Genomic DNA, 24,845 nt, shown 5'->3' with positions numbered 1-24,845 from the left:
ATGAAGCGCGCGCTCTACCACCCTGCGGCGCGCAAGGCCATAGCTAGGGCGTCGCAAGCGGCGAGCAAGCCCATGATTCTCGAAACCGAACGCCTGAGCCTGAGGCCCCTGGAGGTTTCCGACGCCGAGCTCCTGTTCCCGATCCTCAGCGACCCGGAGGTGATGGCCCATTGGGACGTGCCGGAAACCGACGATCCCGACGCCGTGCGGATTACGGTTGAGGCCCAGGTGGCGGCGATGGCGGACGGCCGCGCCCTCTACTGGACCATCTGGACGCTCGAAGAGGCGGAGTTCCTGGGCGCCTGCGACCTCTCCGAGATCGACCGGTGGCACAAGCGCGCCGAGGTGGGCTTCATCCTGGGGCGCGACGCCTGGGGCCAGGGCTATGCGCTGGAGGCGATGCGAGCGGTGGTGGCCTATGCCGCCTCGACGGGGTTCAAGCGGCTCGCCGCCCGCACCCATCTGGGCAATCACCGATCCGACGCGCTGCTGGGCAAGCTGGGATTTGTCGAGGAGGGCCGGCTGCGCGGCCACGTGGAGCGCGACGGCGAACGCCGCGACTGCCGTCTGTTCGGACTGCTGCTCTAGCCGATCCGGCGAACCGGCCTATCTGAAGCTCAGGAGGCGCCCATGACCCACTCCATCACCGTCGCCGGCTTCGACCACATCGTCCTGCGCATCGCCGACAAGGCGAGGATGATCGACTTCTACACTCGGGTGCTGGGGCTGTCGGTGGACTGGGACCGGCCCGAGCTTGGCCTGACGCACCTGCGGGCCGGATCGGAGCTGATCGACCTCGTCACCCTGGACGGGCCGCTCGGCCGCGCCGGCGGGGCCGGCCCGGGCGCCGAGGGCCGCAATCTCGATCACTTCTGCCTGCGCGTGCGCCCGTTCGATGAGCAGGCGATCCGCGCGCACCTAGCCGCCCAAGGCGTCGAAATCGACGATGCCGGCGATCGCTACGGGGCCGACGGCGACGGCCTGTCGCTCTATATCCGCGATCCGGAGGGCAACACCGTGGAGCTGAAGGGGCCGCCGCCGGCGGCTTAAAGCGCCTTCACGATTCCGAGGAAGTCGGCGGCCTTCAAGGAAGCCCCGCCGACCAGGGCTCCGCCGACCTCGGCCGCGTGCAGGATCTCCTCGGCGTTGGAAGGCTTCACCGAACCGCCATAGAGGATCGGGACGGCCGCGCCGTGGTCGCCGAACAGGTCGAGCAGGGTCGTGCGGACGGCGCGGTGCACCTCCTCGATCTCCGGGGTGCTGGGGGTCAGGCCTGTGCCGATGGCCCAGACCGGCTCATAGGCCACCGCGAAGGGCTTGCCGGCGAGTTCAGCAGGCAAGGAGCCCCTCACCTGCCCCGTCACCACTTCGAGAGCACGCCCCGCCTTACGCTCCTCCAGGCTTTCGCCGACGCAGACGATAGGCTCCAGCCCGGCGCGCAGGGCGGCCAGCGTCTTTTTCGCCACCACCTCGTCAGTCTCGTGGTAGCCGGCGCGCCGCTCCGAGTGGCCCAAGATCACCAGGCTGGCCCCAGCGTCGGCCAGCATCTGGGCCGAAATGTCCCCGGTGAAGGCGCCGAAGTCCTCCCAGTGCGCATCCTGGCCTCCGACGAGCACGCCCGCCCCCTTCAGGAGCTGGCTCATCTGGTAGGTGAGGATCGCCGGCGGGCAGATCGCCACCCGGCCGGCCACTCCCTTGGCGCCCTCGGCGATTGTGCGGGCCTCGTCCAAGGACGCCGAAAGCCCGTTCATCTTCCAGTTTCCGGCGATCAGGGGCGTGGGCGCGCTCATCGAGGCCTCTTCGGTTGCTGCGGTCGACGGCGGTTACGCGATACGGCTTCGTCTGTCACGCGCTTGCAGGGGGGAAGCACGCTCCACTATACCCGCCCTTCCACCTCCGACGCCCGAAAGGCCTGGTCCGATGCTCGCCGCCACCCGCAAGTTCGCGAAATCCTGGGTCGCCGCGATCCTGATCGGCCTGCTGGTCATCAGTTTCGCGATCTTCGGCATCAATGACGTCTTCCGCGGCAACTTCTCCAACGACGTGATCGTGTCCGGCTCGCGCAAGGTGTCCACCGCCGACTTCAAGCGCGAGTTCGACAATTATCGCAGCAACCTGGAACAGCAGGCCGGCCAGCCGATCACCACCGAGATGGCGGTCGAGAACCGGCTGGACGCGCGGCTCCTGGAGGAGCTGGCCTATCGCGAGGCGTTCGGCGAGCTCCTGCGCCGCGCCGGCGTGCGTCCCTCGGACAAGCTCTTGACCGAGGAGATCCGCAAGATCCCGGCCTTCTTCGACCAGATTTCCGGCCGGTTCGACCGCACCATGTTCCAGCAGCGCCTGGGGGAAGCCGGGCTGACACCGGAAAAGTTCGACGTGGTGATGCGCGACCAGATCGCCGAATCGCACGCGGTCTCGGCCATCGCCAACGGCCTGCGTATTCCCCGCGCCTACGCCGCCCTCGGCGCGGTCTATGAGACCGAGGCGCGCGACATCGGCTATTTCACCATCGCGCCGACGAGCGTGCCGCAACCCACGCCGCCCACCGACGCCCAACTCACCCAGTTCATGAACGAAAACGCCGAGCGCCTGCGCCGTCCGGAGCAGCGGATCCTGACGCTCGTCACCTTCACACCCCAGCAGGTCGCCTCGAATCTTCCCATCGACGAGGAGGAGGTCCGCAAGCGCTACGCGTTCCGCAAGGACACGCTGTCGCGCCCGGAAACCCGTTCGCTGGTGCAGATCCCGGCCAAGGACGCGGCCGCAGCCCAAGCCATTGCAGCCCGCCTGAACCAGGGCGAGGATCCGCAGGCGGTCGCCCGGTCACTGGGCGTCGACGCCCTCGTCTATACCGACCGGCCGCGCACCGCGGTCGCCGACCCACGCGTGGGCGAAGCGGCGTTCGGCCTCCAGGCCAATCAGGTCTCCACTGTCCAGGGCGCGCTGGGCCTGGCGGTGGTCAAGGTCACCAAGATCACCCCCGGACAGGAGGTGACGCTGGAGCAGATCCGGCCGCAGATCGAGGCCGAGCTCCGCCACGACGCCGCGGCCGAGCGTGTCTACGCCCTGACCCAAGCCTATGAGGACGCACACGCCGACGGCGCGAGCCTGGCGGAAGCGGCCAAGGCCGCCGGCGTGCCCTCGGTCACCGTGGGCCCGGTCACCGCCCAGGGCGCCGGCCCCAACGGCCAACCCGTGGCCGGGCTCAACCCCAAGGTCCTGGAGACCGCCTTCACGCTGCCGGCGGAGGGCGAGAGCGATCTCGTGGAGCTGGGCGAAGGGGCTTATTTCGCCGTGCGCGTGGAGCGTGTCATTCCGGCCGCCCTGCCGCCGCTGGACGAGGTGAAGCCGCAGCTCACTCAAATCTGGATGATGCGCGAGCTGGTCCGCCGCCTTGAGGAGCGCGCCGAGGGCTTCGCCGAGCGCCTGCGCAAGGGCGAGAGCCTCGAGACGGTCGCCGCCGCGGCCGGCGCGCGGGTGGCGCGCGCTACCTCGCTGGATCGCCGCAATGCCGGCGAGAACCAGGAGCTGTCGCGCGACGCCCTGGTGAAGGCGTTCGGCGCAAAGTCCGGCGAGGTCTTCACCGCCCAGGGCAATACGCCCGGCTTCGTGATCGCCAAGGTCGAGGCGATCCGCGCTCCCGACGGGGCCCAGCTCGCCGAGATGACGGAGGGGGCGCGGCCGCAGATGAGCATGGCCTTCCTGCGCGAGATGGGCGAGGCGACCCGCCGCGCGGCCCGCGAGGAGGTCAAGGTCCGCGTCTACCCCAACCAGGCGCGCGCTGCGCTCGGCCTGCCCCCGCTCACCCCTGCAGAGAAGTCCGGCGGCGCCGGCAAGGCGGAGACCTCCAAGTGACGATCGAACCTGCGTTTGCGGACTTTGAGAGGATCCATTCTCAAGGCGCGCCGCAGGTGGTCTGGACCCGTCTGATCGACGACCTGGAGACCCCGGTCTCGGCCTATCTGAAGATCGCGCACGGGCGGCCCTACGCCTTCCTGTTCGAGAGCGTCGAGGGCGGCGCCTGGAGGGGTCGCTATTCGGTGATCGCCATGAAGCCGGACCTGGTCTGGCGGTGCCGGGGCGACCGGGCCGAGATCGCGCAGGGCGAGGACATCGGCGCGGGCCGCTTCACACCGCAGGACGGCGGGGCGCTGGACTCCCTGCGCGACCTCGTGGCCGCTTCGCGGCTTGAGCTGCCCCCCGGCCTGCCGCCGATGTCGGCCGGGGTGTTCGGCGCGGTGGGTTACGACATGATCCGGCTGGTGGAGCGCCTGCCGAACGTCAATCCCGACCCGCTCGGCCTGCCCGACGCGGTGATGACGCGCCCCTCCGTGGTGGCGATCTTCGACGCCATCGCCCAGGAGATCGTGCTGGTCACCACCGTGCGCCCTTCCGCTGCGTCGGCGGAGGACGCCTACGCCGCGGCCAAGGCGCGCCTGACCGACGTGATCGCCGACCTGCGCAAGGCCGCTCCGCCGCTTACCGGCGCCGCCGCCCCCGAGCCCGACCGCTTCACCACTCCGGTGAGCCGCGAGGCCTATCGGGAGGTGGTGGAGAAGGCCAAGGCCTATATCCGCGCCGGCGACATCTTTCAGGTGGTGCCGAGCCACCGATTCCGCGCGCCCTTCGCCCACGACCCTCTGGCGCTCTACCGGTCGTTGCGGCGGATGAACCCGTCGCCGTTCCTGTTCTATCTGAACTTCGGCGACTTCCAGCTGGCCGGCTCCTCGCCCGAGATCCTGGTCCGCCTGCGCGACGGCAAGATCACCATCCGCCCGATCGCCGGCACCCGCCCCCGCGGCGCGACGCCCGCGGAGGATCGTCGCCTGGAGGAGGAGCTGATCGCCGACCCCAAGGAGCGGGCCGAGCACCTGATGCTGCTCGATCTCGGCCGTAACGATGTGGGCCGGGTGGCGATGCTGAAGAACGCCGGGGCCAACGAGCCGCGCCAGGCGCCGCGCGGACCGCGCGTGCGGGTGACCGACTCCTTCTTCGTCGAGCGCTACAGCCACGTCATGCACCTGGTCTCCAACGTGGAGGGTGACGCCCCCGAAGGGCTCGATCCCGTCGACGTGCTGATGGCCGCCCTGCCCGCCGGCACGCTTTCCGGCGCGCCCAAGGTGCGGGCCATGGAGATCATCGACGAGCTGGAGATCGAAAAGCGCGGGATCGCCTATGCCGGAGCCGTCGGCTATTTCGGCGCCGACGGGTCGGTGGACACCTGCATCGTCCTGCGCACCGCCTGTTTCAAGGACGGGCAGATGTACGTCCAGGCCGGCGGCGGGGTGGTGGCCGACTCCGATCCCGATGCGGAATACGACGAAACCCTGCACAAGGCCCGGGCCCTGCGGCGGGCGGCGGAAGAGGCCTGGCGCTTCATCTGACGCGGCGCCGAGGCGCAAAAATTATAATTCTTTTTAATATGCAGGAACTTGCGGGGTTTTCCTGGAACCTCGCTTCATCTGCTGCATTTCCGGCCCGGCGCTTCGATAAGCGGCGCTGAAACCCCGGTCGGCGCATCCTGTCCCGTCCCTCGAAGCCGACCGGGGACACGCCGCGCCGTGCGAAAAATTGACGTAGGGGCGCCATTGAAGCCCATCGAAATCGGCGCACAATCTGCCAAAACGCAGTTTGGGAGAGACGCCGATGTCCGGATCGCCGCCGTGGAGCATCGTGGAGACCTCGGCCTTCGACCCGGCGGCCCGGGCCGATCCGCACGGCCGGCTGAAGGACCTGCGCGAGCAGTGCCCCGTAATGCGGGACGAGCCCATCAAGACCTGGCTCTTCACCCGTTATGCTGATGTTCGCCAGACGGTGAACGACCGCAGTCTCTGGCGACACTGGAGCCAGGCCGAGGAAGGCGCCCTGCTGCGCCGGATGGATCGCGATCCCGACGAGCCGCGGACCGAAAGCATCCTGTCCCTCGACGAGCCGGACCACAGCCGCGTACGGCTGCCCCTGGCCAAGGCCTTCTATGCGCGCATCAACGCCATGAAGCCGCAGATCGAGGCGATCGTAGACGAGGTGATCGATGCGGCCCCGGACGACCGCACCTTCGACCTGATCTCCGAGATCGCCATCCCGATCCCGATCCTGGTGATCGCCACGATCCTTGGGGTGGAGCGCGAACGGTTCCGTGAATTCCGCCAATGGTCGGAGGCCTCGATCCTGGGGCTCAACCCCCTGCGCACGCCGGAAGAGACGGCGCGCATGGAGTGGGGCTCAAACCAGCTCATGACCTATTTCACCGAGCTGATGGCCGCCCGCCGCGCCGAGCCGATGGACGACCTGATCAGCGACATGGTCGCGCTTCAGGCGCAGGGCGCGCCGCTGTCCGACGACGAGGTGCGGGTGAACCTCTCGGCCCTCCTGATCGGCGGCAACCTGACCACCACAGACCTGATCGGCAACGGCGTCTGGCTCCTCCTGCGCCATCCCGATCAACTGGCGGCGCTGAAGGCGGATCCGGGCCTCGCCGCCGCGGCCGTGGAGGAGATCCTGCGGTTCGAATCGCCGGTGGCCATCACCAGCCGGGTCATCTCCGAAGACCGCGAGGTCGGCGGATGCCCCCTGCATCCGCACCATTCCGTGATCGTATCACTGCACGCGGCCAACCGGGACCCGGAGGTGTTCGAGGATCCGGATCGGTTCGACATCACCCGCAAACACGCGCCGCACGTGGCTTTCGGCGGCGGCGGCCACATCTGCATCGGCGCACCCCTGGCGCGAATCGAGGCCAAGCAGGCGCTGGTCCGCCTCTTTCAGCGTTTCCCGGACCTGAAGCTGGCCGACGGCGAACCAACCTGGCGCGCCCTGCCCTTCTTCCGAGGCATGGAAGCCTTGCTCGTGCAGGGCTAGGCTCGTCGGGAACTCACCTGCTCCTGGGACGTTGATGACCGATGGCCTCTCCGCCCGGAGCAGGAGGGTCGCGAATTTCCAAGAGATGGAAAGAAAAGAATATCAGGCGAAGACAATAGCTTGTCTCCGGCATGAAATTCGACGGGTGCGAAAAGCTTAGCTGTTCATCTATTTTGAAATCGGCCGCGGCGGATTTCACGCGATAGGCGAGCCAGCCGCGCCGCTAGGAAAAACACACTAAATTTCTAATCTACCCTTATGGACTTCTTCGCTCGCGCCCGCACATTTCGGGTATCGGAGGGGGCTCCACGGATCTGTTGGGATAGGGAAGCCTCCATGAAGTCGATGATCGCAGCACTGGTCGCCGCCGCCAGTCTCTCGTTCGCGGGCGCGGCCCATGCCGTCACCATAATCGCCACGGACGCCGATACGCCCCCGCCGACCGGCCAGCAGGTGGTCGTCGATTTCGACGGATTCATCGCTCCAGGCTTCAGCCTGATGGTGAACGGTCCGGCCGCTATTTTCGATGGGGCGCTAGGCCTCGTCCCCGGCGTCGCGGCGCCGCCCCCGGGCACGACCAGTCACTACATGGCGATCCAGGCCGGCGGTTCGGTGTCCCTGCTGACCCCGCTGCTTCGCCAACTCAGCGTCTATATCGGCTCGCCCGATTCCTATAACAGCATCCGCTTCATCGGGCTGAACGGCTACGATGTGACGCTGACCGGCGCGGATCTCGCCGCCGGCGCCTTCAACGGCGATCAGAGCATCGGCCGACGGATGACCTACGACTTCGGCGCCAACCGCGTGACGCAGGTCATATTCGCCTCCAGCGGCAACTCCTTCGAGTTCGACAACATCGCCGTGGGCGTGGTGCCGGAACCCGGCGTCTGGCTGCTGATGATCGCCGGCGTCGGCATGGTGGGCGCGGCTCTACGCCGGAATGCGCGCCCCGCCTACGCCTGAACCCCTTTGGGCCGCGGAGCCCTTCTCCGCGGCCGTCAGGGCTCTTCTTCCAGGGGATGGCTGAGAGTCGTCGGCGGGGCGACGATCATCGCCGCGGCCAGCGACAGGGCCGCGCAGGCGGCGAAGGCCGCAGCCGCAAGCGCCGGCCAGACCCGCTCCTTCACCGCAGGACTCGCCAGCAGTCGCCGGGCGCGGTGGATCTCGGCCGGGTCGAGCGCAGGCGCACGCAGGGAATCGGACGGCGGCATGGCCACAGCTTCGGGCGAACCAGCTTCCTGCGCAACGCCGCCCCTTGGCGCGGGGCCAAGCGGCGCTTAAGGAAGCGCCATGATCCTGGTGATCGATAACTACGACAGCTTCACCTACAACCTCGTCCATTACCTGAACGAGTTGGGGGCCGAGACCCTCGTGCATCGGAACGATGCACTGAGCGTGCAGGAGGCGTTGGGTCTGAAGCCCGCCGGCGTGCTGCTGTCGCCCGGCCCCTGCACGCCCAACGAGGCCGGGATCTGCCTGCCGCTGCTGCGGGCCGCCCCGGAGGACCTGCCGATCCTCGGCGTCTGCCTGGGCCATCAGGCGATCGGCCAGGCCTATGGCGGCGAGGTGGTGCGCGCCCAGACCCTGATGCACGGCAAGACCAGCCCGATCCACCACACCGACAAGGGAATCTTCCAGGGCCTGCCCAATCCCTTCACCGCCACGCGCTATCACAGCCTGTCGGTCAAGCGCGACACCCTGCCCGAGGAGTTGGAGATCACCGCCTGGACCGACGACGGCGAGATCATGGGCTTCCAGCACCGCACCCGGCCGGTGTTCGGCGTGCAATTCCACCCGGAATCCATCGCCACCGAGGGCGGGCACGACATGCTGGCCAATTTCCTGAACCTGGCGGGCGTCCCGCGCCTGGCGACCGCCTGACATGAGCGAAGCCTTCAAGCCGTTGCTCGGGCGCCTGGCCGATGGCGCGACCCTGTCGGAAGACGACGCGGGCGAATTCTTCGCCGCCTGCCTGCGCGGCGAGCCCTCCCCGGCCCAGATCGGCGCGGCCCTGACCGCCATGCGGATGCGCGGCGAGACCATGGGCGAGATCGCCGCCTGCGCGCGGGCCATGCGCAAGGCCGCGATCCACATCGAGCCGCCGTTTCCCACCATCGACGTCTGCGGCACCGGCGGCGACGGCCTGCACACTCTGAACATCTCCACCGCCGTGGGATTCGTGGCCGCCGGCGGGGGCTTGAAGGTGGCCAAGCACGGCAACCGGGCGCTCTCGTCGAAGTCCGGCGGCGCCGACGTGCTGAGCGAGCTGGGCGTGGCCCTGGACGTGCCGCCGGACCGCCAGCTCAAGGCGCTGGAGGAAGCGGGGATCTGTTTCCTGTTCGCCCCGGCGCATCACGGGGCGATGCGGCACGTCTCGCCGATCCGCGCCGAGCTCGGCTTCCGCACCATCTTCAACCTGCTGGGGCCGCTGACCAATCCCGCGGGCGCCAAGCGGCAGGTGGTCGGCGTGTTCGCCGAGCGCTGGGTGGCCCCGCTGGCCCAGGTGCTGGGCGCGCTCGGCAGCGAACGCGCCTGGGTGGTCCATGGCGGGGGCATGGACGAGATGACCACCACCGGCGAAACGGCGGTGGCCGAATACCGCGATGGCGGCGTGCGTCTCTTCACCATAACGCCCGAGGCCGTCGGCTTGCAGCGTGCGGCGCTCGCCGACCTGACCGGCGGAACCCCGGCGGAGAACGCCGCGGCCCTGCGCGCCCTGCTCGAAGGCCAGAAGGGCCCCTACCGCGACATCGTGCTCCTGAACGCCGCCGCCGCGTTCCTGGTGGGCGAGAAGGTCGAGACCCTGCGCGACGGGGTGGAGCTGGCCGCCAAGGTGATCGACGACGGCCGCGCCCTGGGGGCGCTGGAGAAGCTCGCAGCCATCACCCAAGCGTCATGAGCGACATCCTCGAGAAGATCGCCGCCTACAAGCGCGAAGAGGTGGCCGAGCGGAAGGCGCGGCGCAGCCATGGCGAGGTGGAAGCCGCTGCGACCGCCGCCAGCCCGCCGCGCGGGTTCCGCGCCGCCCTGGAACGCGCGCACGCGCCCGGGCGCCTGGCCCTGATCGCCGAGATCAAGAAGGCCTCGCCGTCGAAGGGCCTGATCCGCGCCGATTTCGACCCGCCGGCGCTGGCCCGCGCCTATGAGGCCGGCGGCGCGGCCTGTCTCTCGGTGCTGACCGACGGCCCCAGCTTCCAGGGCGCCGACGCCTATCTCGCCGCCGCGCGCGAAGCCGTCGCCCTGCCCGCCCTGCGCAAGGAATTCCTGGTCGACCCGTGGCAGGTGGCCGAATCGCGGGCGCTAGGCGCCGACGCCATCCTGGTGATTCTGGCCATGGTGGACGACTCGCTGGCCGCCGACCTGATGGCCGAGGCCGCGCGATTCGGCCTGGACGCCCTGGTCGAAGTCCACGACGAGGCCGAGATGGCGCGCGCCGGGGCCCTGGGCGCGACCCTTGTGGGCGTCAACAACCGCAACCTCCGGACCTTCGAGACGGACCTCTCCACCACCGAACGGCTGGCGGCGCGCGCGCCCGCAAACGCTTTGCTGGTCACGGAAAGCGGGATCTTCACCCCCGCCGACGCGGCCCGGCTGGAAGCCTCCGGGGCACGCGCCATGCTGGTGGGCGAAAGCCTGATGCGGCAGGCGGACGTCACCGCCGCCACCCGCGCGCTGCTAACCGAAAACTAGGTCAACTTGACATTAACGAAGAACACCTAGAGAACATCCCTGAAGTTGGCGCTTTGTTCTCTGAGGGCTCTACGGCCATGCTCACGCGTAAACAGCATGAACTGCTCATGTTCATCCATGAGCGGATCAAGGAAACCGGGGTCTCTCCCTCATTCGACGAGATGAAGGAGGCGCTGGACCTCGCCTCCAAGTCCGGCATCCACCGCCTGATCACGGCGCTGGAGGAGCGCGGTTTCCTGCGCCGCCTGCCCCACCGGGCCCGGGCGCTGGAGGTGGTGAAGCTGCCGCAGCAGGCCACGACCGCCGCGCCGCCGAGAGGCCGCGCACCTTTCAAGCCGCAACTGGTGGAGCCCGGCGAGGCCGTCATGCCCACCGCGGCCAACGACATCCGCGAGTTGCCGATCCTCGGCCGCATCGCCGCCGGCACGCCCATCGAGGCCATCCAGCAGGAGCGCGACCGCCTGCCGGTCGCCGAGGCCATGCTGGGCGCGGGCGAGCACTTCGTTCTCGAGGTGCAGGGCGACTCAATGATCAATGCCGGCATTCTCGATGGGGATCACGTGGTGATCCGGCGCACGGACTCGGCCAATTCCGGCGAGATCGTCGTGGCCCTGGTGATGGGCGAGGAAGCCACCTTGAAGCGCCTGCGCAAGAAGGGCGCGTCCATCGCCCTTGAGGCCGCCAACCCGGCCTACGAGACCCGCATATTCGGCCCCGACCAGGTGCAGGTCCAAGGCAAGCTTGTGGGCCTGATCCGCCGCTATCACTGAGGTCGCCAGGACCAGGGGCGCGAGCCCCGCAGGTCCTGCGCCCATAGCGCCTTCCAGCCCTCTGGCGTGCGATAGAGCTCCACAGATCCGCCGCGGCTGAAGTCGCGTGCGTCGAGCACCAAGGCCCCGCTCTCGCACGGCCCGGCCAGACCCCGGACGATGACGATCTCGGCCCGCGCGCACAGCTCCGGCAGCTTGGCCGCAATGGTGGAGGCCCGGCGGGTCATGATCGCCGCCACAGCCGGGGCCTCCGCGCCGAGCTTGGGCGAGCAGGTCCAGCGGTCGCAGTCGTAGCCTTGGTTCCGGACGTCCGCATCCGCCGGCGTCAGGCCGCGGCGGCGCGCCCAGAGTTCGGCTGCAAACAGCTTGGCGTCAGGCCGGAACAGCACGGCGGCGTCGCCGGTCCGCACCGCAACGGCGGACCCGTCGGCGGCCGCCCAAGCGTCGGGCGGCGCCGGCCGCGGGTAGAGCGCGACGGCGAGCGCCAGCGGCAGGCCCACCCAGCGCAAGGGTCCGCGCCACATGCAGAGCCACAGGATGCCGATGAAAGCGACGGCCAGCGTCCAGGCGGGGGCGCTGGGCACGACAAGCTGGGCGTGGGGCTGGGCCGCCACCGTGGCGGCGATGCGCGTCAGGGTGTCGATGGCGAGGTCGGCGGCCGCCAGCGGCGCTCCGCCCAGGCCCAGCGGCGCCAGCACCGCGCCGATGGCCAGCGCCGGCATCATCAGGAACGAGGAGATCGGCGCGGCCAGCAGGTTCGCGACCAGGCCGAAGGTGGCCACGCGGTTGAAGTGCTGCATGGCGAAGGGGCCGGTCGCCAGCCCGGCGACGAAGCTGACGCCCAGGCTGGCGGCGATCCAAACGCCGATCGTCTGCACGGTGCGGATTGGCCAGGGGGTGTTGATCTCCCGCGCCGGCCGCGGCCAGGCTTCCGCCAGGGCGACCAGGGCGGCGGTGGCGGCGAAAGACATCTGGAAGCCGGGGGCCATCACCGCCTCCGGCTGCAGGGCGAGGATCACCAGGGCGGCGATGGCCAGGGTGTGCAGGCTGATCGCCCGACGGTCCAGCAGGATCGCGCAGAACGCCGCCCCCGCCGTTATCGCCGCCCGCACGGCCGGGCTCGGCAGACCGGAGATCACCAGATAGGCGCCGACCGCCAGCAACCCGGCCACGGCGGCCGTCTTCTTCGACGAAACCCGAAGGGCCGCCCAGGGCCAGGCGGCGATCAGGATCCGCACCGCGCCGAAGGCGAAGCCGCCGACGATGGCCATGTGCAGGCCCGAGATCGCGATGATGTGGGCGAGCCCCGCGACCCGCAGGGCCTCGGTCTGCTCCGGCGGCACGAAGGCGCGGTGGCCGGTCACCATGGCTGCGGCCAAGCCGCCGCTTTCCACGCCCATCTCGTCCACGATCCGCCGCGCGAGCGCCCAGCGCACGGCGTTGATCTTCATGGCGAGCGCGAGCCGCCCTTCCGGCGGCGGCGCCTCGATGGCGCGCAACGGCGTGAGCGCGAAGCCCACCCCGCCGATCCCGTCGAAGAAGGCGTCGCGGGCAAAGTCGTAGGAGCCGGGGCTGGCCGGCGGGGGCGGCGCATTGATCATCCCACGCACGGAGATCGCCTGGCCCGGCTCCGGCAGCACCTCACCGTCGCGTAGGGTCATGCGAACGCGGATCGGTGTCTCCTCCGGCGCAAGCGCGCTGGCCCGGATGGGGGCCAGCAGCAGCCGCGCCCCGCCCTGCCCCGGATCGGCGATGTCGACGACATAGGTTTCGAGGGTCTGCACGCCCGTTCCGTCGGGTGCGATCGGCGCGCGCACCGCCTCTGTCCGCAGCTTGGCGGCGCCGAAGCCGGCCAGAAGGAACGCCGCCAGCATGACGGCCACGGTCACCGCCCGATGCGGGCTCCAGCGCGCGGAGGCGAAGGCCGCAGCTGCGGCAACCAGCAAGGCCGCGCCGCCGACCGCCGCCACCGGCTCGCCGGGCAAGGCGAAGTAGCTCGCCGCGCCCAGGCCGAACGCCACGGGAGTCCACAGCCGCCAGCGGTCGGACTGCGCCGCGGCTTGGCTGGCCAGCCATGCTGCAATGCGGCGAAGACTAGGACGTGCGCGAATCCGCGTGCTAGAAGGCGCCGCGCCGTCAATCGACGCCGCTTCGTCCGCCACAGCCGCAAGTTCGATGCCCGACCGTCCCGTCGTCACCCGGATCGCCCCCTCGCCCACCGGCTCCATGCATATCGGCACGGCCCGGACGGCGCTGTTCAACTGGCTATATGCTCGCCATACGGGTGGGAAGTTCCTTCTTCGCATCGAGGACACAGACCGCGAGCGCTCGACGGCCCAGGCGGTGCAGGTGATCTTCGACGGGCTGAAGTGGCTGGGGCTTGAAGCCGACGAGCCGCCGGTGTTCCAGGCCGCCCGCGCCGACCGCCATCGCGAGGCGGTGGACGAACTGCTTGCCCGCGGCGAGGCCTATCGCTGCTACATGACCCCGGACGAGCTGGCCATCGAGCGCGAGGCCGCCCGCGCCGAGGGCCGGGTGATCCGTTCACCGTGGCGCGACCGGGGCGCCGGCAATTACGACGAAGCCCAGCCCTATGTGGTGCGGCTGAAGAGCCCGCTCGAGGGCGAGACGATTATCGAAGACCAGGTGAAAGGCGCCGTTCGCTTTCAGAACAAGGACCTGGACGACCTGATCCTGCTGCGCTCCGACGGCACGCCGACCTACAACCTCGCCGTGGTGGTGGACGATCACGAGATGGGGGTCACCCACGTGATCCGCGGCGACGACCACCTGAACAACGCCGCCCGCCAGACGCTGATCTACCGGGCGCTGGGCTGGGAGGTTCCGGTCTGGGCGCACCTGCCGCTGATCCACGGGCCGGACGGAACCAAGCTCTCCAAGCGCCACGGCGCCCAGGCGGTGAGCGAGTTCGACGACATGGGCTACCTGCCCGAAGCCATGCGCAACTATCTCGCCAAGCTTGGCTGGGGCCACGGCGACGATGAGATCTTCTCGGATGACCAGGCCATCGCCTGGTTCGACATCAAGGACGTGGTGAGCGCGCCCGCCCGCTTGGACTGGGACAAGCTCAACCACCTCAACAACCACTATATCCGCAAGGCCGATCCCGCTCGCTTGGCGAAACTGGTGATCGGCGTCCACCAGAGCCGGGACTTCCCGCTTCACGACGGGCACGAGGCGATCCTTGAGCGCACCATTCCGCTGGTGCGGGACGGCGCCAAGACGACGCTCGATCTCGCCGACGCCACGGTCTTCGCCCTCAAGCGGCGCCCGCTGGAGCTGCCGGAGAAGGCGCTCGGCCTGTTGACCGAGGAGACCCGTGCTAGGCTTTCGCGCCTGCGGAACCTGCTCGAGACGCAACCGGCCTGGGAGGTGGCGGCTCTGGAGGCGGCCCTGCGCAGCTTCGCGGAAGCCGAAGGCGTGGGCATGGGCAAGTTCGGCCCGGCGCTGCGCGCTGTGCTATCCGGCGGCTCTCCGGCGCCGGATTTGGCCGGCGCTCTGGTAAGCCTCGGAAAAGAGGAAAGTCTCGGCCGGCTCGACGATGCGCTTTCGCCTCCGGCGTAAGGCGCTATAAGGCTCGCCGAACAGGCGTTTTATATTCTTGACCACTGGAAGGGGATGGCATGGGCGATACGGCGAAAGTGGACGTGGGCGGCAAGACCGTCGAGCTGCCGATCCTGACGGGAACCGACGGTCCCGCCGTCGTCGATATCCGAAAGCTGTACGCCGAAGCCGACGTCTTCACCTACGACCCCGGCTTCACCTCGACGGCGAGCTGCGAGAGCAAGATCACCTTCATCGACGGCGACAAGGGCGTGCTGCTGCACCGGGGCTATCCCATCGATCAGCTGGCGGAGAAGTCGAGCTTCCTCGAGGTCTGCTATCTGCTGCTGCACGGCGAACTGCCGAACGCCGCCCAGTTCGAGGAATTCGACCACAACATCACCTATCACACCATGCTGCACGAGCAGTTCGATAGGTTCTTCATGGGCTTCCGCCGCGACGCCCACCCGATGGCGATCATGGTCGGCGCGGTCGGCGCGCTGTCGGCCTTCTATCACGACAGCACCAATATCGAAGATCCGCACCAGCGGATGATCTCGGCGCATCGCATGATCGCCAAGATGCCGACGATCGCGGCGCGGGCGTTCAAGTACTTCCGCGGCCAGCCCTTCGTGCATCCGCGCAACGACCTGTCCTACTCCGAGAACTTCCTGCGCATGTGCTTCTCGGTCCCGGCCGAGGACTGGAAGCCGAACCCGGTGCTTACCCGGGCCATGGACCGGATCTTCATCCTCCATGCCGACCACGAGCAGAACGCCTCGACCTCGACGGTCCGCCTCGCGGGCTCCTCGGGCGCCAATCCGTTCGCCTGCATCGCGGCTGGCATCGCCTGCCTCTGGGGCCCTAGCCATGGCGGCGCCAACGAAGAGGCGCTGAACATGCTGGCCGAGATCGGTTCGGTCGAGCGCATCCCCGAATACGTCCAGGGCGTGAAGGACCGCCGCTATCGCCTGATGGGCTTCGGCCACAGGGTCTACAAGAACTACGACCCGCGCGCGAAGGTGATGCAGCAGACCTGTCACGAGGTGCTGGCGGAGGTCGGCCACTCCAACGATCCGCTGCTGAAGGTGGCGATGGAGCTGGAGAAGGTTGCGCTGAACGACCCCTACTTCATCGAGCGCAAGCTGTATCCGAACGTCGACTTCTATTCCGGCATCACCCTGCGGGCGCTCGGCTTCCCGCCGGAGATGTTCACCGTGCTGTTCGCCCTGGCGCGGACGGTCGGCTGGATCTCCCAGTGGAAGGAAATGATCGAGGATCCGTCCCAGAAGATCGGCCGCCCGCGGCAGATCTATACGGGCGCGCCGGCGCGCGACTACGTGGCGATCGACAAGCGCTGATCAGGTATGGGGCGGGCTTTCAGGCCCGCTCAGCCAACAGCTTCAGAACGGCCTCCGCGGCGGCTTCCGAGGGATCGGGGCCGCCGCGACCCATTTTGACGAGGGCTGCGTCCTGGGCCGCCACCTGGCGGCGGCGCAGGTCGGGGTCGTCCAGCCGCCGCCCGACCTCCGCCGCCAAGGCTTCCCCATTGCAGTCGTCCTGCACGAGTTCCGGCGCGACGAAGTCCTGAGCGGCGATGTTGAAGAGCGTGATGTAGCGCGTGCGGATCAATCGTTTGAGGATGGCGTGGGTCATCCGACCCAGGCGATAGCCGATCACCATCGGCACGCCGGCCATGGCGAGTTCCGTCGTCACCGTGCCCGAACAGGCGAGCGCCACGGTGGCCGCCTTCATGGCGTCGAGCTTGGCCCCGTCGCCCTCCACCACATGCGCCCAGGCCGGGGCGGCCGCCTTCACCGCTTCGGCCACCGTGGGCGCGGCGGGCAGGATCACCGCGAGATCGGGGCGTTCGGCCTTCAGGCGCTCGGCCGCTTCCGCGAACGGCGGCAGGACGCGGGCGATCTCGCCCGGACGGCTGCCCGGCAGGACCAGCAGCACCGGCGCGTCGGCTGCGATCCCGAGCCGCTCGCGGAGGCGCATCCCGTCGGCGCCGGAGAGGTCGAGGCTCAGCGCCGAATTGCCGACAAAGGTGACAGGCAGGCCCTCGGCCTCGAAATACGGAGCGTCGAAGGCGTGGATCGAGAGCAGATGATCGACGCTGGCCGCCAGGGTCTTGGCGCGCCCCGGCCGGGTGGCCCAGACCTGGGGCCCGACGTACTTGACCAGCGTAAGCCTCGGGTCGAGCCGCCTCAGGCCCTTGGCCACGCGAAGGGTGAAGCCCCAGGAGTCGATCAGGACGGCCACGTCGGGCTTCTCCCGCGCCGCAAGGGCGACGGTGTCCTTCACCCGCCGCATGACCCGCGGATAGGCGAGCAGGCCCTCCAGCAGGCCCAGGATAGAGAGCTCGGCGATATCGAAGGGGCTCTGCACCCCCTCGGCGGCCATCTGGCTGCCCCCGACGCCCACGAAGCGCACCCCGTCGCCCAGCCGACGTTTCAGCGCGCGGGCCAACCCTGCGCCGCGGTCGTCGCCCGACGCCTCGGCGGCCACCAGCATGACGGTCAGCGGCGCGGTCACGGCGCGCCCGGCGGCTCCACGCCATAGACGAAGAGGCCAAGCTCGTCGGCCAGCTCGATCACCGCCTCCCGGTCCAGCACCAGCAGCCGCCCGGCCTCCCCCGCCACGCCGGCGAGCCCCGCCTGGGCGGCGCGCTGGATGGTGTTGAGGCCGATGGTCGGCAGGTCTATGCGGGTTTCCTGGATCGGCTTGGGCGCCTTGGCCAGCACCCCGCGGGGGGCTTCGGGCGAACCGCGCAGACTGGCCGAGAGGTGGGCCACCCGCGCCAGCATGGCGTCGGTGCCTTCCTGCGCCTCCACGGCGAGCACCAGCCCGTCGCAGACCACCGCCCCCTGCCCCACGTCCAGCCGCCCGATCTCGCGCGCCACGGTAAGCGCACGCTGGATGTCGGCCATCTGCTCGGGCGTGGGCGAGACCCGGCCCAGCGGCCCGCCCGGCAGCGTCAGGTCGCCCATCACCTCATGGGCGCCCTCCACGGCGAAGCCTTCCTTCTCGAACTCGCCGACCAGCACCCGCAGCAGGGCGTCGTCGCCCTTGCGCGCCGCGGCCAGCGCCGCCGGCAGGGCCATCAGCCCGCGCAGGTCGGGCTTGAGCGCGGCGAAGTCCGGCCGTTCCACATTGCCGACCAGGGTCACCGCCCGGCAGCCGGCGCGCTTGAGCGCCTTGAAGCACTTGCCCAGTTCCGCGATGCCGATGTCGGCCCCGGGATAGCGGGCGATCTCCGGCCCGGCGAAGCCCTTGAGGCGGACGATGAAGAACGGCCGGCCGGCCTGTTCGCAATGTTCAGCGATCTCCACCGGCAGGTTACCCCCGCCGGCGATCAGTCCCAGCTTCTGCATCTCATACTTCCCGCTCAGGGAGGCAGAGCGGACGGCTGGCGTCGGCGCGGATGAAGTCGACGATCTCCATCACCTCGGCGCAATCGGAGAAGTTTTCGATCGTGTCGTCCAGGCGCTCCTGGAAGGTGCCTTCGTCGGCGAACAGCATCCGATAGGCCGCTCGCATGGTGTTGATGGTCTCGCGGCTAAAACCACGGCGCTTCAGCCCCAGGAGGTTCAGCCCCTCGAGGTGCGCGTGGTTGCCCCACACGGAGCCGTAGGGGATCACGTCCTTCACCACGGCCGCGAGGCCCCCGATCATGGCGTGGGGCCCGACGCGGGTGCGCTGGTGCACGGCGGCCAGGCCGCCGACGATTACATAGTCGCCGATCTCACAGTGGCCGCCCAGCGTCGCCTGCTTGGTCAGGATCACCTGGTCGCCCACGACGCAGTCGTGGCCCACATGGCTTTCGATCATGTAGAGCCCATCGGACCCGACCTTGGTGACGCCCCCGCCGGCCACCGTGCCGGTGTTCATGGTGGCGTGTTCGCGGATCAGATTGCGGTCGCCAATGACCAGCTGCGTCGGTTCGCCCTTGTAGGCGGTGTGCTGCGGCGGCCCGCCCAGCATGGCGAACGGGTAGATGGCGTTGTCTGCGCCGATCTCCGTCATCCCGTCGACCACGACGTGGGAAACGAGGCGGGTGTTGGCGCCGATGCGCACGTTGGGGCCCACGGTGCAGAACGGGCCGATAGACACGCCGTCGGCCAGCTCCGCGCTGGGGGCGATGATCGAGGACGGATGGACGTCGATGCTCACGAGTTCGGGGTCTCCACCAGCATGGCGGCGAATTCGGCCTCCGCCGCCGTCTTGTCCCCCACCAGCGCACGCCCCTCGAATTTGAACAGGCCGCCCCGGGCGCGCAGCACGCGCACGTTCATCCGCAGCACGTCGCCAGGCCGCACCGGCTGGCGGAACCGACAGTTGTCCACCGAGGTGAAGAGGATGGTCTTGCCGGCCGGGTCCACGTCCAGCGACTTGGACATCAGCACCGCGCCGGTCTGGGCCATGGCCTCGATGATCAGCACGCCGGGCATCACCGCATAGTCCGGGAAATGGCCCTGGAAGAACGGCTCGTTGATGGTGACGCACTTGATCCCGACGATCGACTGGCTGGGCCGATAGTCCTCGGCCCGGTCGACCAGCAGGAAGGGATAGCGATGCGGGATCCGCCGCTGGATCTCGCCGATGTCGATCGACGTGGACGCCCCCTCGCTCATGCGTCTCCTCCCTTGCGGGCCGCGGCCCTCGAAAGCCAGGCGACCTCGCGCATCCACTGGCGCACTGGCTGACCGGGCATGCCGCCCCAGCGGGCCTTGGCCGGCACGTCGCGGAAGATGCCGGCCGCTGCGGCGATCTGGGCGCCGTCGCCGATGGTCACATGGTCGGCCACGCCGGCCCGTCCGCCGAAAGCCGCGCCGTCGCCGATCGTGACGCTGCCGGAAATACCCGTATGGGCCGCCATCACGCAGTTTCGTCCCACCCGTACGTTGTGGGCGATCTGCACCAGATTGTCGATCTTGGTGTTCTCGCCGATCACGGTGTCGTCGAACGCGCCGCGGTCGATGCAGGTGTTGGCGCCGACAGTGACGCCATCCTGCAGGATCACGCGACCCAGCTGCGGCACGTCGATCACCCCGCCGGCCGCGCCCGTCGCGCCGAAGCCCGGCTCGCCGATCACCGCGCCGGCCAGGATGCGGACCCGGTCGCCCAGCAGGGCGAAGCCCAGGGTGACGTTGGCGCCGATGACGCAGTTTCGGCCGATGGCGACGCCGGGGCCGATGACCGCGTTTGCGCCGATCTCCGTGCCGGCGCCGATGCGTGCCCCCGGCCCGACGACGGCGCCGGGGCCCAGCACTACGCCGTCCTCCAGCAGCGCCTCGGCCGAGACCGCCTGGGGCTCGGCGTGCCGGCGCGGTCGGTGCAGGGCCTGGGCGGCCATGGCGTAGGCGGCGTGGGGCCGCGGCGTCAGCAGGGCGACGCAGCCTTGCGGCGCCAGCGCCTGGTTCTGCGGCGAGACGAACACCGCCCCGGCGCCCGATCCGCCCAGTTCGGCGGCGTGCTTGGCGTCGGCGAGGAAGCTGATTTCGTCGACGCCGGCGCGGGACAGGATAGAGACGCCGCGGATCAGGCGCTCGCCCGCCGAGGCGTCGGCCAGCTCGGCGCCCGTCAGCCGGGCCAGATCGGCCAGGGCGACGGGCCCAAGGTCTTCGAAGAATCGCGGGTCGGGCATCGGTCTCCCTCGGCTCGACCCGCCTCTAAAGCGAGTCGCCGATCAGCGGCGCGTCGCCGGAGTCTGCTGCGGCGTCGTCGCCTGGTCCAGCCGCTCGCGGTCGAAGTTGAACTGAGTGATCTTGCCGTTCAGCGCCGTCACGACCGCCTGGGAGATGTCCATGGCGGGATTGGCCAGGACCACGGCGTCGCGGTTCAGCAGCAGGCTGCACTGACGCTGCTGGTAGACTTGGCGGATGATCGGGTCGAGCTCCTGGCCGACACGGCCGAGCGCCTTCTGCTGGGTGGCGCCCATTTCCCGCTCGCGCAGCTGGGCCTTGCGGTTCAGGGCGTTGGCGCGGACCTGGATGGCGGCGCCGCGGGTCTCGAACGTGTTGGCGTCCAGGCTGGCGCGCTGGCCTTCGAGGGCGCGGGCGTCGTTCTGGATCGCGGTCTCCTCAGCCTGCAGTTCGGCCTGCACCTGCTGGGCGATCTGCTGCAGGCGGGTCTGGACGTACTGCCCCACGGTGGAGGTGGCGATGGCCCCCTCGAGCGAGATCACGCAGACGCCCGGAAGGGCGGCTCCATGGGTCACCTGCGGCGCGGCCGGCTGAGCCGCGGCGGCCTGGGCGAAGGCCGCGGCCGGGGCGGATGCGAGAACGGCGGCCACGGCGGTCGCCGCAGCAAGGGTTTTGAAGGTCATGTGGATCGTTTCTAGAAGCGGGTTGAGGTGGAGAACCGGAAGGTTTCGGTCTTGTCGTAGTCTTCCTTCGCCAGCACCTGGCTGAAGTCGAACCGGATCGGGCCCATGGGCGACCGCCAGTGTATCGAGATGCCGGCCGAGGCGCGAAGCGACATATCGTCGACGATCAGCGGATCGATCGCGCCATTGGCCCCCAGCTTATCACGATCGTCCAGAAGGCCAAGGGTGCCGAAGTCGGTGAACAGGCCGGCCTTGATGCCGTACTGGTCCGGCAGGAAGGTCGGCACCGAAAGTTCCACCGTGCCGATCGCGTAGGCTCGGCCGCCCAGGGCGTCGGTGCGGCCGAAGTTCAGGTCGCGCGGGCCGATGCCGCCGGTCTCGAAGCCGCGGAAGCTGTTGCCGCCCTTGTAGAAGCGATCGGTGATCCGGACGCTGTCGCCGCCCCATCCGGCGACATAGCCGGCCGAGCCGCTGAGGCTGAGGATGAAGTCCTTGTTGAAGCCGTAGAACCAGCTGCCGCTGGTCTCGGTGCGCAGATAGTTCACGTCGCCGCCCACGCCCGCCAGGTCCTGGCTGACGTCGAAGCGATAGCCGCGGGTCGGATTGATCGGGTCGTTCCGGCGGTCATAGACGAAGGTGTAGCCCACCAGCGAGGTGAGGAAGCTGCCCCGCTGAGCGCAGAGCGTCGGCGAGACCAGCGGGGCGGTCGGGTCGCAATAGACGTCGCCGATCTTCACGTCGTCGCTGCGCAGGGTGTAGCGCGTCGACATCTGCGAATTCAGCGTCAGGGGGAAGCCGAAGCGGATGTTGGCGCCGACCGAGGCGGTCTCGAAGGCGGTGAAGTCGGAATAGTCGTAGCGGTAGGAATAGATGTCGACGCCGGCGGCCAGGTTGCGGCCGCGGAACCGCGGCTCGGTGAAGCCCAGGTCGATCTGCTGGCGCAGCGAGCCGACCGAGGCGCGCGCCCTTACGCTTTGGCCGCGGCCGCGGAAGTTCCGCTCGGTGATGCCGAGGTCGAGCACGAGCTGGTCGACCGAGGAATAGCCGGCGCTGAACGACAGCTCGCCCGTCGGCTGCTCTTCCACCCGCACCTGCAGGTTGGTGCGATCGGGCGCCGAACCCGGCGTCTCCTCGATGGTGACGTCCTTGAAGAAACCCAGCGCCCGGATGTTGTTGCGCGAACGGTCGACCAGGGCGCGGTTGTAGGCGTCGCCCTCGACCAGGTTCATCTCCCGGCGGACCACATAGTCCAGGGTGCGGGTGTTGCCGGTCACGTCGATGCGCTCGACATAGACCCGCGGCCCCTCGCGCACCATGAAGACCACGTCGACCAGGCCGGTCTCGCGGTTGGGCGTATAGCGCGGGCGGACGTCCACCGAGGCGAAGCCGGCCGCGCCGGCGGCGAAGGTGAGCGCGTCGGTCGCCCGTTCGATGCGCTCGTCCTGATAGGTCTCGCCCGAGCGGATCGGCACCAGCTGCTGGAGCAGGCCCGCATCCAGGCGCTGCAGTTCGGTCTCGACCTTGATGGTCCCGAACCGATACTCCCGACCCTCCTCCAGCGTGTAGGTGATGGCGAAGCCGTTCTTGTCCGGGGCCAGCTCGGCGATCGCCGAGATCACCCGGAAGTCATAGAAGCCGCGGTTGCGGTAGTGCTTGCGCAGCTGCTCCTTGTCGTACTCCAGGCGATCGGGATCGTAGTTGGCGTTGGAGGAGAAGAACTTGTACCAGCGCGACTGCTCGGTCACGACCACATCGCGCAGGTCGTTGTCGGAGAACTCCCGGTTCCCCAGGAAATTGACCCGCAGCACTCCGCTCTTGGGGCCTTCGTCGATCTCGAAGATCAGGTCGACACGCTTCTGCGGCAGCTCGACGATCTTGGGCGTCACCTGGGCGGAGATGCGGCCCGAGCGGCGGTAGAGCTCCACGATCCGCTGCACGTCCTGCTGAACCTTGGCGCGGGTGAAGATGCCGCGCGGGCGGACGCTCACCTCGTCGCGCAGCTTGTCTTCCTTCAGGCCCGAATTGCCTTCGAACACCACGCGATTGATGATCGGGTTCTCGACCACGGTGATGATCAGGTCGCCGCCCTGCAAATCGATGCGCACGTCGGCGAAGAGGTCGGTGCGGAACAGCGTCTTCAGCGCCAGGTCGGCCTTGGCCGGGTCCATCAACTCGCCGGGCTGGATCGGCAGGTAGGACAGCACCGTCGACTGTTCGATCCGCTCGTTGCCGCGCACGATGATCCGCTGGACCACGCCCGATTCCTGCTGGGCGAGGGCGAGGTCGGGCGCGACCAGCGCCGTGGAGCCCATCAGGAGGGCCAAACCGGTGGCGAGCGCGGCGCTGCGGGCGCGGTGTCTTTGCATGGTTTCAGCCGTCGAGGGAAAGGGGCGGTTCAGGAGGTTGCGCCGCTGAGGAAGTTGAACACACGCAGTTGCTGCAAGTCGTTCCAGGTGGCGAACAACATCAATCCCAGCAGCAGCGCAAGGCCTACCCGATATCCGGCGGCCTGAACCTTGGCTGTCAGCGGCCGCCTGGCCACAGCCTCATAGGCGTAGAAGAGCAGGTGTCCGCCGTCGAGAACGGGTACGGGCAAGAGATTCATGAAGCCGATGCTCACCGAAACGAAGGCGGCCAGCTGCAGGAGGTTGACGCCGATCCCGAGGACCATCGATCCCAGATCCGGCGCGCCTTCGGCGCCGACCTGCGCCACCTTGCCGGAGATTCGCGCGATTCCCAGCGGGCCGGAAAGCTGGTCGGGCGAGACCTGCCCAGTCACCATCCGGCCCAGGTAGTAGACCGTGGTCTCCAGCGTACGCCAGGTGCGCACCGTACCGCCGGCCACCGCCTCGATCGGGCCATAGCGGACATGAGTGTAGTCGTCGCGGCTCTGGGCCGGGACGATGCCCAGCATGCCCTGGCGGCGCTCGCCTGCCACGGGATCGTTGCGCACCTGCCATTCCGGCGTGGCGAGGATCTGAACCTCGCGCCCGCCCCGCTCCACCACGAAGCTGGTGGGCACATTGGCGCGGACCTGGACGATCTGGGCGACCTCGTCGAAGCTCTGGATACGGCGGCCGTCGGCGCGGACGATCAGGTCGCCGGCCTGGAAGCCGGCTTCGGCGGCGGGGCTGCCGGGCGTCACCTGGGCGATCTTGGCCGGCAGCACGTACTGGCCGAGCGCCATCAGGAGCGCGGCGAAGAGCGCGATGGCCAGGGCGAAATTGGCGAACGGGCCGGCGGCGACCACCACGGCGCGCTGCCACAGCGGCTTGAAGTGGAAATAGCGAGAGACGGCGGCGGCGCCTTCCCGGCGCACCACCTCGCGGCGCAGGCTCTCCAGATCCTCGTGGTCGGGCACGCTGGCGGCGTTCTCGTCGCCGGCGAAGCGCACATAGCCGCCCAAGGGGATCCAGCCGACCCGCCATTCCACCCCCGAGCGGTCGGTCCAGGCTGCGATGGCGCGGCCGAAGCCGATGGAGAAGCGGTCCACCGCGACCCCGAAGGCCTTGGCGGCCAGGAAGTGGCCGAGCTCGTGGATCGTCACCACCAGCCCCAGCACCAGGACGAAGGGGATGACGAAGACGAGCGCGGTCTGGATGAAATCGAGCACGGGCGGGCTACTCCTCTAA

At 69.1% G+C, this 24,845-nt stretch carries 23 protein-coding genes; 12 read left to right on the top strand and 11 right to left on the bottom strand.

Annotated features, from left to right (window positions below):
- Positions 1–72: 72 nt before the first annotated feature.
- Positions 73–588 carry a GNAT family N-acetyltransferase gene (locus tag ACK41C_RS15125; protein ID WP_409655920.1) on the top strand — a complete coding sequence of 172 codons (516 nt, stop codon included), beginning with the start codon at positions 73–75 and terminating at the stop codon, positions 586–588.
- A gap of 42 nt (positions 589–630) precedes the next feature.
- Positions 631–1,050 (top strand): VOC family protein, encoded by a 420-nt coding sequence (locus ACK41C_RS15120; protein WP_409655918.1) that lies wholly within the window; start codon positions 631–633, stop codon positions 1,048–1,050.
- Here the strand turns inward: ACK41C_RS15120 and tpiA are convergent.
- Positions 1,047–1,790, bottom strand: a complete 744-nt coding sequence (gene tpiA / locus ACK41C_RS15115; RefSeq protein WP_409655916.1) for a triose-phosphate isomerase — start codon at positions 1,788–1,790, stop codon at positions 1,047–1,049. The two genes, ACK41C_RS15120 and tpiA, sit on opposite strands and share 4 nt — an antisense overlap.
- Before the next feature lie 130 nt (positions 1,791–1,920).
- On the opposite strand from tpiA, the gene ACK41C_RS15110 reads away from it, so the two are divergent.
- The 4 genes from ACK41C_RS15110 (at position 1,921) to ACK41C_RS15095 (ending at position 7,821) form a co-directional block, all read left to right on the top strand.
- Positions 1,921–3,855, top strand: coding sequence for a peptidyl-prolyl cis-trans isomerase (locus ACK41C_RS15110; protein WP_409655914.1), 1,935 nt, complete (start codon positions 1,921–1,923; stop codon positions 3,853–3,855).
- Entirely contained in the window at positions 3,852–5,384 is a 1,533-nt protein-coding gene (gene trpE, locus ACK41C_RS15105) for an anthranilate synthase component I (protein ID WP_409655912.1), read from the top strand. The genes ACK41C_RS15110 and trpE overlap by 4 nt, the downstream gene beginning before the upstream one ends.
- Before the next feature lie 262 nt (positions 5,385–5,646).
- Positions 5,647–6,858 carry a cytochrome P450 gene (locus ACK41C_RS15100; RefSeq protein WP_409655910.1) on the top strand — a complete coding sequence of 404 codons (1,212 nt, stop codon included), beginning with the start codon at positions 5,647–5,649 and terminating at the stop codon, positions 6,856–6,858.
- A 336-nt stretch (positions 6,859–7,194) separates the two neighbouring features.
- The gene (locus tag ACK41C_RS15095) at positions 7,195–7,821 is read left to right on the top strand and encodes a PEPxxWA-CTERM sorting domain-containing protein (protein WP_409655908.1); all 627 of its coding nucleotides are present in this window, start codon (positions 7,195–7,197) and stop codon (positions 7,819–7,821) included.
- Positions 7,822–7,856: 35 nt separating this feature from the next.
- Here the strand turns inward: ACK41C_RS15095 and ACK41C_RS15090 are convergent, their stop codons facing one another.
- Positions 7,857–8,069 carry a hypothetical protein gene (locus tag ACK41C_RS15090; RefSeq protein WP_409655906.1) on the bottom strand — a complete coding sequence of 71 codons (213 nt, stop codon included), beginning with the start codon at positions 8,067–8,069 and terminating at the stop codon, positions 7,857–7,859.
- Between the two features lie 79 nt (positions 8,070–8,148).
- On the opposite strand from ACK41C_RS15090, the gene ACK41C_RS15085 reads away from it, so the two are divergent.
- The 4 genes from ACK41C_RS15085 to lexA all read left to right on the top strand — a co-directional run bounded on the left by ACK41C_RS15085 (position 8,149) and on the right by lexA (position 11,318).
- Positions 8,149–8,739 (top strand): anthranilate synthase component II, encoded by a 591-nt coding sequence (locus ACK41C_RS15085; protein ID WP_409655904.1) that lies wholly within the window; start codon positions 8,149–8,151, stop codon positions 8,737–8,739.
- A gap of 1 nt (position 8,740) precedes the next feature.
- Positions 8,741–9,757 carry an anthranilate phosphoribosyltransferase gene (gene trpD / locus ACK41C_RS15080; RefSeq protein WP_409655902.1) on the top strand — a complete coding sequence of 339 codons (1,017 nt, stop codon included), beginning with the start codon at positions 8,741–8,743 and terminating at the stop codon, positions 9,755–9,757.
- Entirely contained in the window at positions 9,754–10,548 is a 795-nt protein-coding gene (gene trpC, locus ACK41C_RS15075) for an indole-3-glycerol phosphate synthase TrpC (protein WP_409655900.1), read from the top strand. Before trpD ends, trpC begins: the two co-directional genes overlap by 4 nt.
- Positions 10,549–10,625: 77 nt before the next feature.
- On the top strand, positions 10,626–11,318 hold the full coding sequence (gene lexA, locus ACK41C_RS15070; RefSeq protein WP_409655898.1) for a transcriptional repressor LexA: 693 nt from the start codon (positions 10,626–10,628) through the stop codon (positions 11,316–11,318).
- Here lexA and ACK41C_RS15065 read toward each other — a convergent pair.
- The gene (locus ACK41C_RS15065; RefSeq protein ID WP_409655896.1) at positions 11,312–13,339 is read right to left on the bottom strand and encodes a ComEC/Rec2 family competence protein; all 2,028 of its coding nucleotides are present in this window, start codon (positions 13,337–13,339) and stop codon (positions 11,312–11,314) included. The two genes, lexA and ACK41C_RS15065, sit on opposite strands and share 7 nt — an antisense overlap.
- A gap of 154 nt (positions 13,340–13,493) precedes the next feature.
- Here ACK41C_RS15065 and gltX point away from each other — a divergent pair, with 154 nt between their 5' ends.
- Both gltX and gltA read left to right on the top strand, forming a co-directional pair.
- The gene (gene gltX, locus ACK41C_RS15060; RefSeq protein WP_409655894.1) at positions 13,494–14,903 is read left to right on the top strand and encodes a glutamate--tRNA ligase; all 1,410 of its coding nucleotides are present in this window, start codon (positions 13,494–13,496) and stop codon (positions 14,901–14,903) included.
- A 59-nt stretch (positions 14,904–14,962) separates the two neighbouring features.
- Complete coding sequence (gene gltA / locus ACK41C_RS15055) at positions 14,963–16,243, top strand: citrate synthase (protein ID WP_409655892.1); 1,281 nt, start codon at positions 14,963–14,965, stop codon at positions 16,241–16,243.
- A gap of 19 nt (positions 16,244–16,262) precedes the next feature.
- Here gltA and lpxB read toward each other — a convergent pair whose 3' ends face one another.
- Genes lpxB through rseP form a run of 8 tightly spaced genes read right to left on the bottom strand, consistent with a single transcriptional unit; the run spans position 16,263 to position 24,826 of the window.
- Entirely contained in the window at positions 16,263–17,420 is a 1,158-nt protein-coding gene (gene lpxB, locus ACK41C_RS15050) for a lipid-A-disaccharide synthase (RefSeq protein ID WP_409655890.1), read from the bottom strand.
- Positions 17,417–18,259 carry a UDP-2,3-diacylglucosamine diphosphatase gene (lpxI, locus tag ACK41C_RS15045; RefSeq protein ID WP_409655888.1) on the bottom strand — a complete coding sequence of 281 codons (843 nt, stop codon included), beginning with the start codon at positions 18,257–18,259 and terminating at the stop codon, positions 17,417–17,419. The genes lpxB and lpxI overlap by 4 nt, the downstream gene beginning before the upstream one ends.
- A gap of 1 nt (position 18,260) precedes the next feature.
- Entirely contained in the window at positions 18,261–19,052 is a 792-nt protein-coding gene (gene lpxA / locus ACK41C_RS15040; protein ID WP_409656682.1) for an acyl-ACP--UDP-N-acetylglucosamine O-acyltransferase, read from the bottom strand.
- A gap of 2 nt (positions 19,053–19,054) precedes the next feature.
- The gene (gene fabZ, locus ACK41C_RS15035; RefSeq protein ID WP_409655886.1) at positions 19,055–19,519 is read right to left on the bottom strand and encodes a 3-hydroxyacyl-ACP dehydratase FabZ; all 465 of its coding nucleotides are present in this window, start codon (positions 19,517–19,519) and stop codon (positions 19,055–19,057) included.
- Positions 19,516–20,532, bottom strand: a complete 1,017-nt coding sequence (lpxD, locus tag ACK41C_RS15030) for a UDP-3-O-(3-hydroxymyristoyl)glucosamine N-acyltransferase (protein WP_409655884.1) — start codon at positions 20,530–20,532, stop codon at positions 19,516–19,518. Before lpxD ends, fabZ begins: the two co-directional genes overlap by 4 nt.
- A 42-nt stretch (positions 20,533–20,574) precedes the next feature.
- Complete coding sequence (locus ACK41C_RS15025) at positions 20,575–21,213, bottom strand: OmpH family outer membrane protein (protein ID WP_409655882.1); 639 nt, start codon at positions 21,211–21,213, stop codon at positions 20,575–20,577.
- 11 nt (positions 21,214–21,224) lie between these two features.
- Positions 21,225–23,579, bottom strand: a complete 2,355-nt coding sequence (gene bamA, locus ACK41C_RS15020; protein WP_409655880.1) for an outer membrane protein assembly factor BamA — start codon at positions 23,577–23,579, stop codon at positions 21,225–21,227.
- A gap of 29 nt (positions 23,580–23,608) precedes the next feature.
- A complete protein-coding gene (rseP, locus tag ACK41C_RS15015; protein WP_409655878.1) occupies positions 23,609–24,826 on the bottom strand; it encodes an RIP metalloprotease RseP in 1,218 nt (405 codons plus the stop codon).
- Positions 24,827–24,845 lie beyond the last annotated feature (19 nt).

Source organism: Phenylobacterium sp. (genome assembly GCF_046290725.1).
Classification (GTDB): domain Bacteria; phylum Pseudomonadota; class Alphaproteobacteria; order Caulobacterales; family Caulobacteraceae; genus Phenylobacterium.
The sequence above is the reverse complement of the archived record's forward strand: the minus strand, read 5'-3'. Positions and strand labels throughout refer to the sequence as shown.

Coding starts and splice junctions, on each gene's coding strand:
- trpD (WP_409655902.1), top strand. CDS start 8,741: ATGAGCGAAGCCTTCAAGCCGTTGCTCGGGCGCCTGGCCGATGGCGCG.
- gltX (WP_409655894.1), top strand. CDS start 13,494: ATGCCCGACCGTCCCGTCGTCACCCGGATCGCCCCCTCGCCCACCGGC.
- ACK41C_RS15120 (WP_409655918.1), top strand. CDS start 631: ATGACCCACTCCATCACCGTCGCCGGCTTCGACCACATCGTCCTGCGC.
- gltA (WP_409655892.1), top strand. CDS start 14,963: ATGGGCGATACGGCGAAAGTGGACGTGGGCGGCAAGACCGTCGAGCTG.
- ACK41C_RS15110 (WP_409655914.1), top strand. CDS start 1,921: ATGCTCGCCGCCACCCGCAAGTTCGCGAAATCCTGGGTCGCCGCGATC.
- bamA (WP_409655880.1), bottom strand. CDS start 23,579: ATGCAAAGACACCGCGCCCGCAGCGCCGCGCTCGCCACCGGTTTGGCC.
- fabZ (WP_409655886.1), bottom strand. CDS start 19,519: ATGAGCGAGGGGGCGTCCACGTCGATCGACATCGGCGAGATCCAGCGG.
- ACK41C_RS15125 (WP_409655920.1), top strand. CDS start 73: ATGATTCTCGAAACCGAACGCCTGAGCCTGAGGCCCCTGGAGGTTTCC.
- ACK41C_RS15100 (WP_409655910.1), top strand. CDS start 5,647: ATGTCCGGATCGCCGCCGTGGAGCATCGTGGAGACCTCGGCCTTCGAC.
- lpxI (WP_409655888.1), bottom strand. CDS start 18,259: ATGCAGAAGCTGGGACTGATCGCCGGCGGGGGTAACCTGCCGGTGGAG.
- lexA (WP_409655898.1), top strand. CDS start 10,626: ATGCTCACGCGTAAACAGCATGAACTGCTCATGTTCATCCATGAGCGG.
- lpxD (WP_409655884.1), bottom strand. CDS start 20,532: ATGCCCGACCCGCGATTCTTCGAAGACCTTGGGCCCGTCGCCCTGGCC.
- tpiA (WP_409655916.1), bottom strand. CDS start 1,790: ATGAGCGCGCCCACGCCCCTGATCGCCGGAAACTGGAAGATGAACGGG.
- trpC (WP_409655900.1), top strand. CDS start 9,754: ATGAGCGACATCCTCGAGAAGATCGCCGCCTACAAGCGCGAAGAGGTG.
- ACK41C_RS15025 (WP_409655882.1), bottom strand. CDS start 21,213: ATGACCTTCAAAACCCTTGCTGCGGCGACCGCCGTGGCCGCCGTTCTC.
- ACK41C_RS15095 (WP_409655908.1), top strand. CDS start 7,195: ATGAAGTCGATGATCGCAGCACTGGTCGCCGCCGCCAGTCTCTCGTTC.
- ACK41C_RS15085 (WP_409655904.1), top strand. CDS start 8,149: ATGATCCTGGTGATCGATAACTACGACAGCTTCACCTACAACCTCGTC.
- ACK41C_RS15090 (WP_409655906.1), bottom strand. CDS start 8,069: ATGCCGCCGTCCGATTCCCTGCGTGCGCCTGCGCTCGACCCGGCCGAG.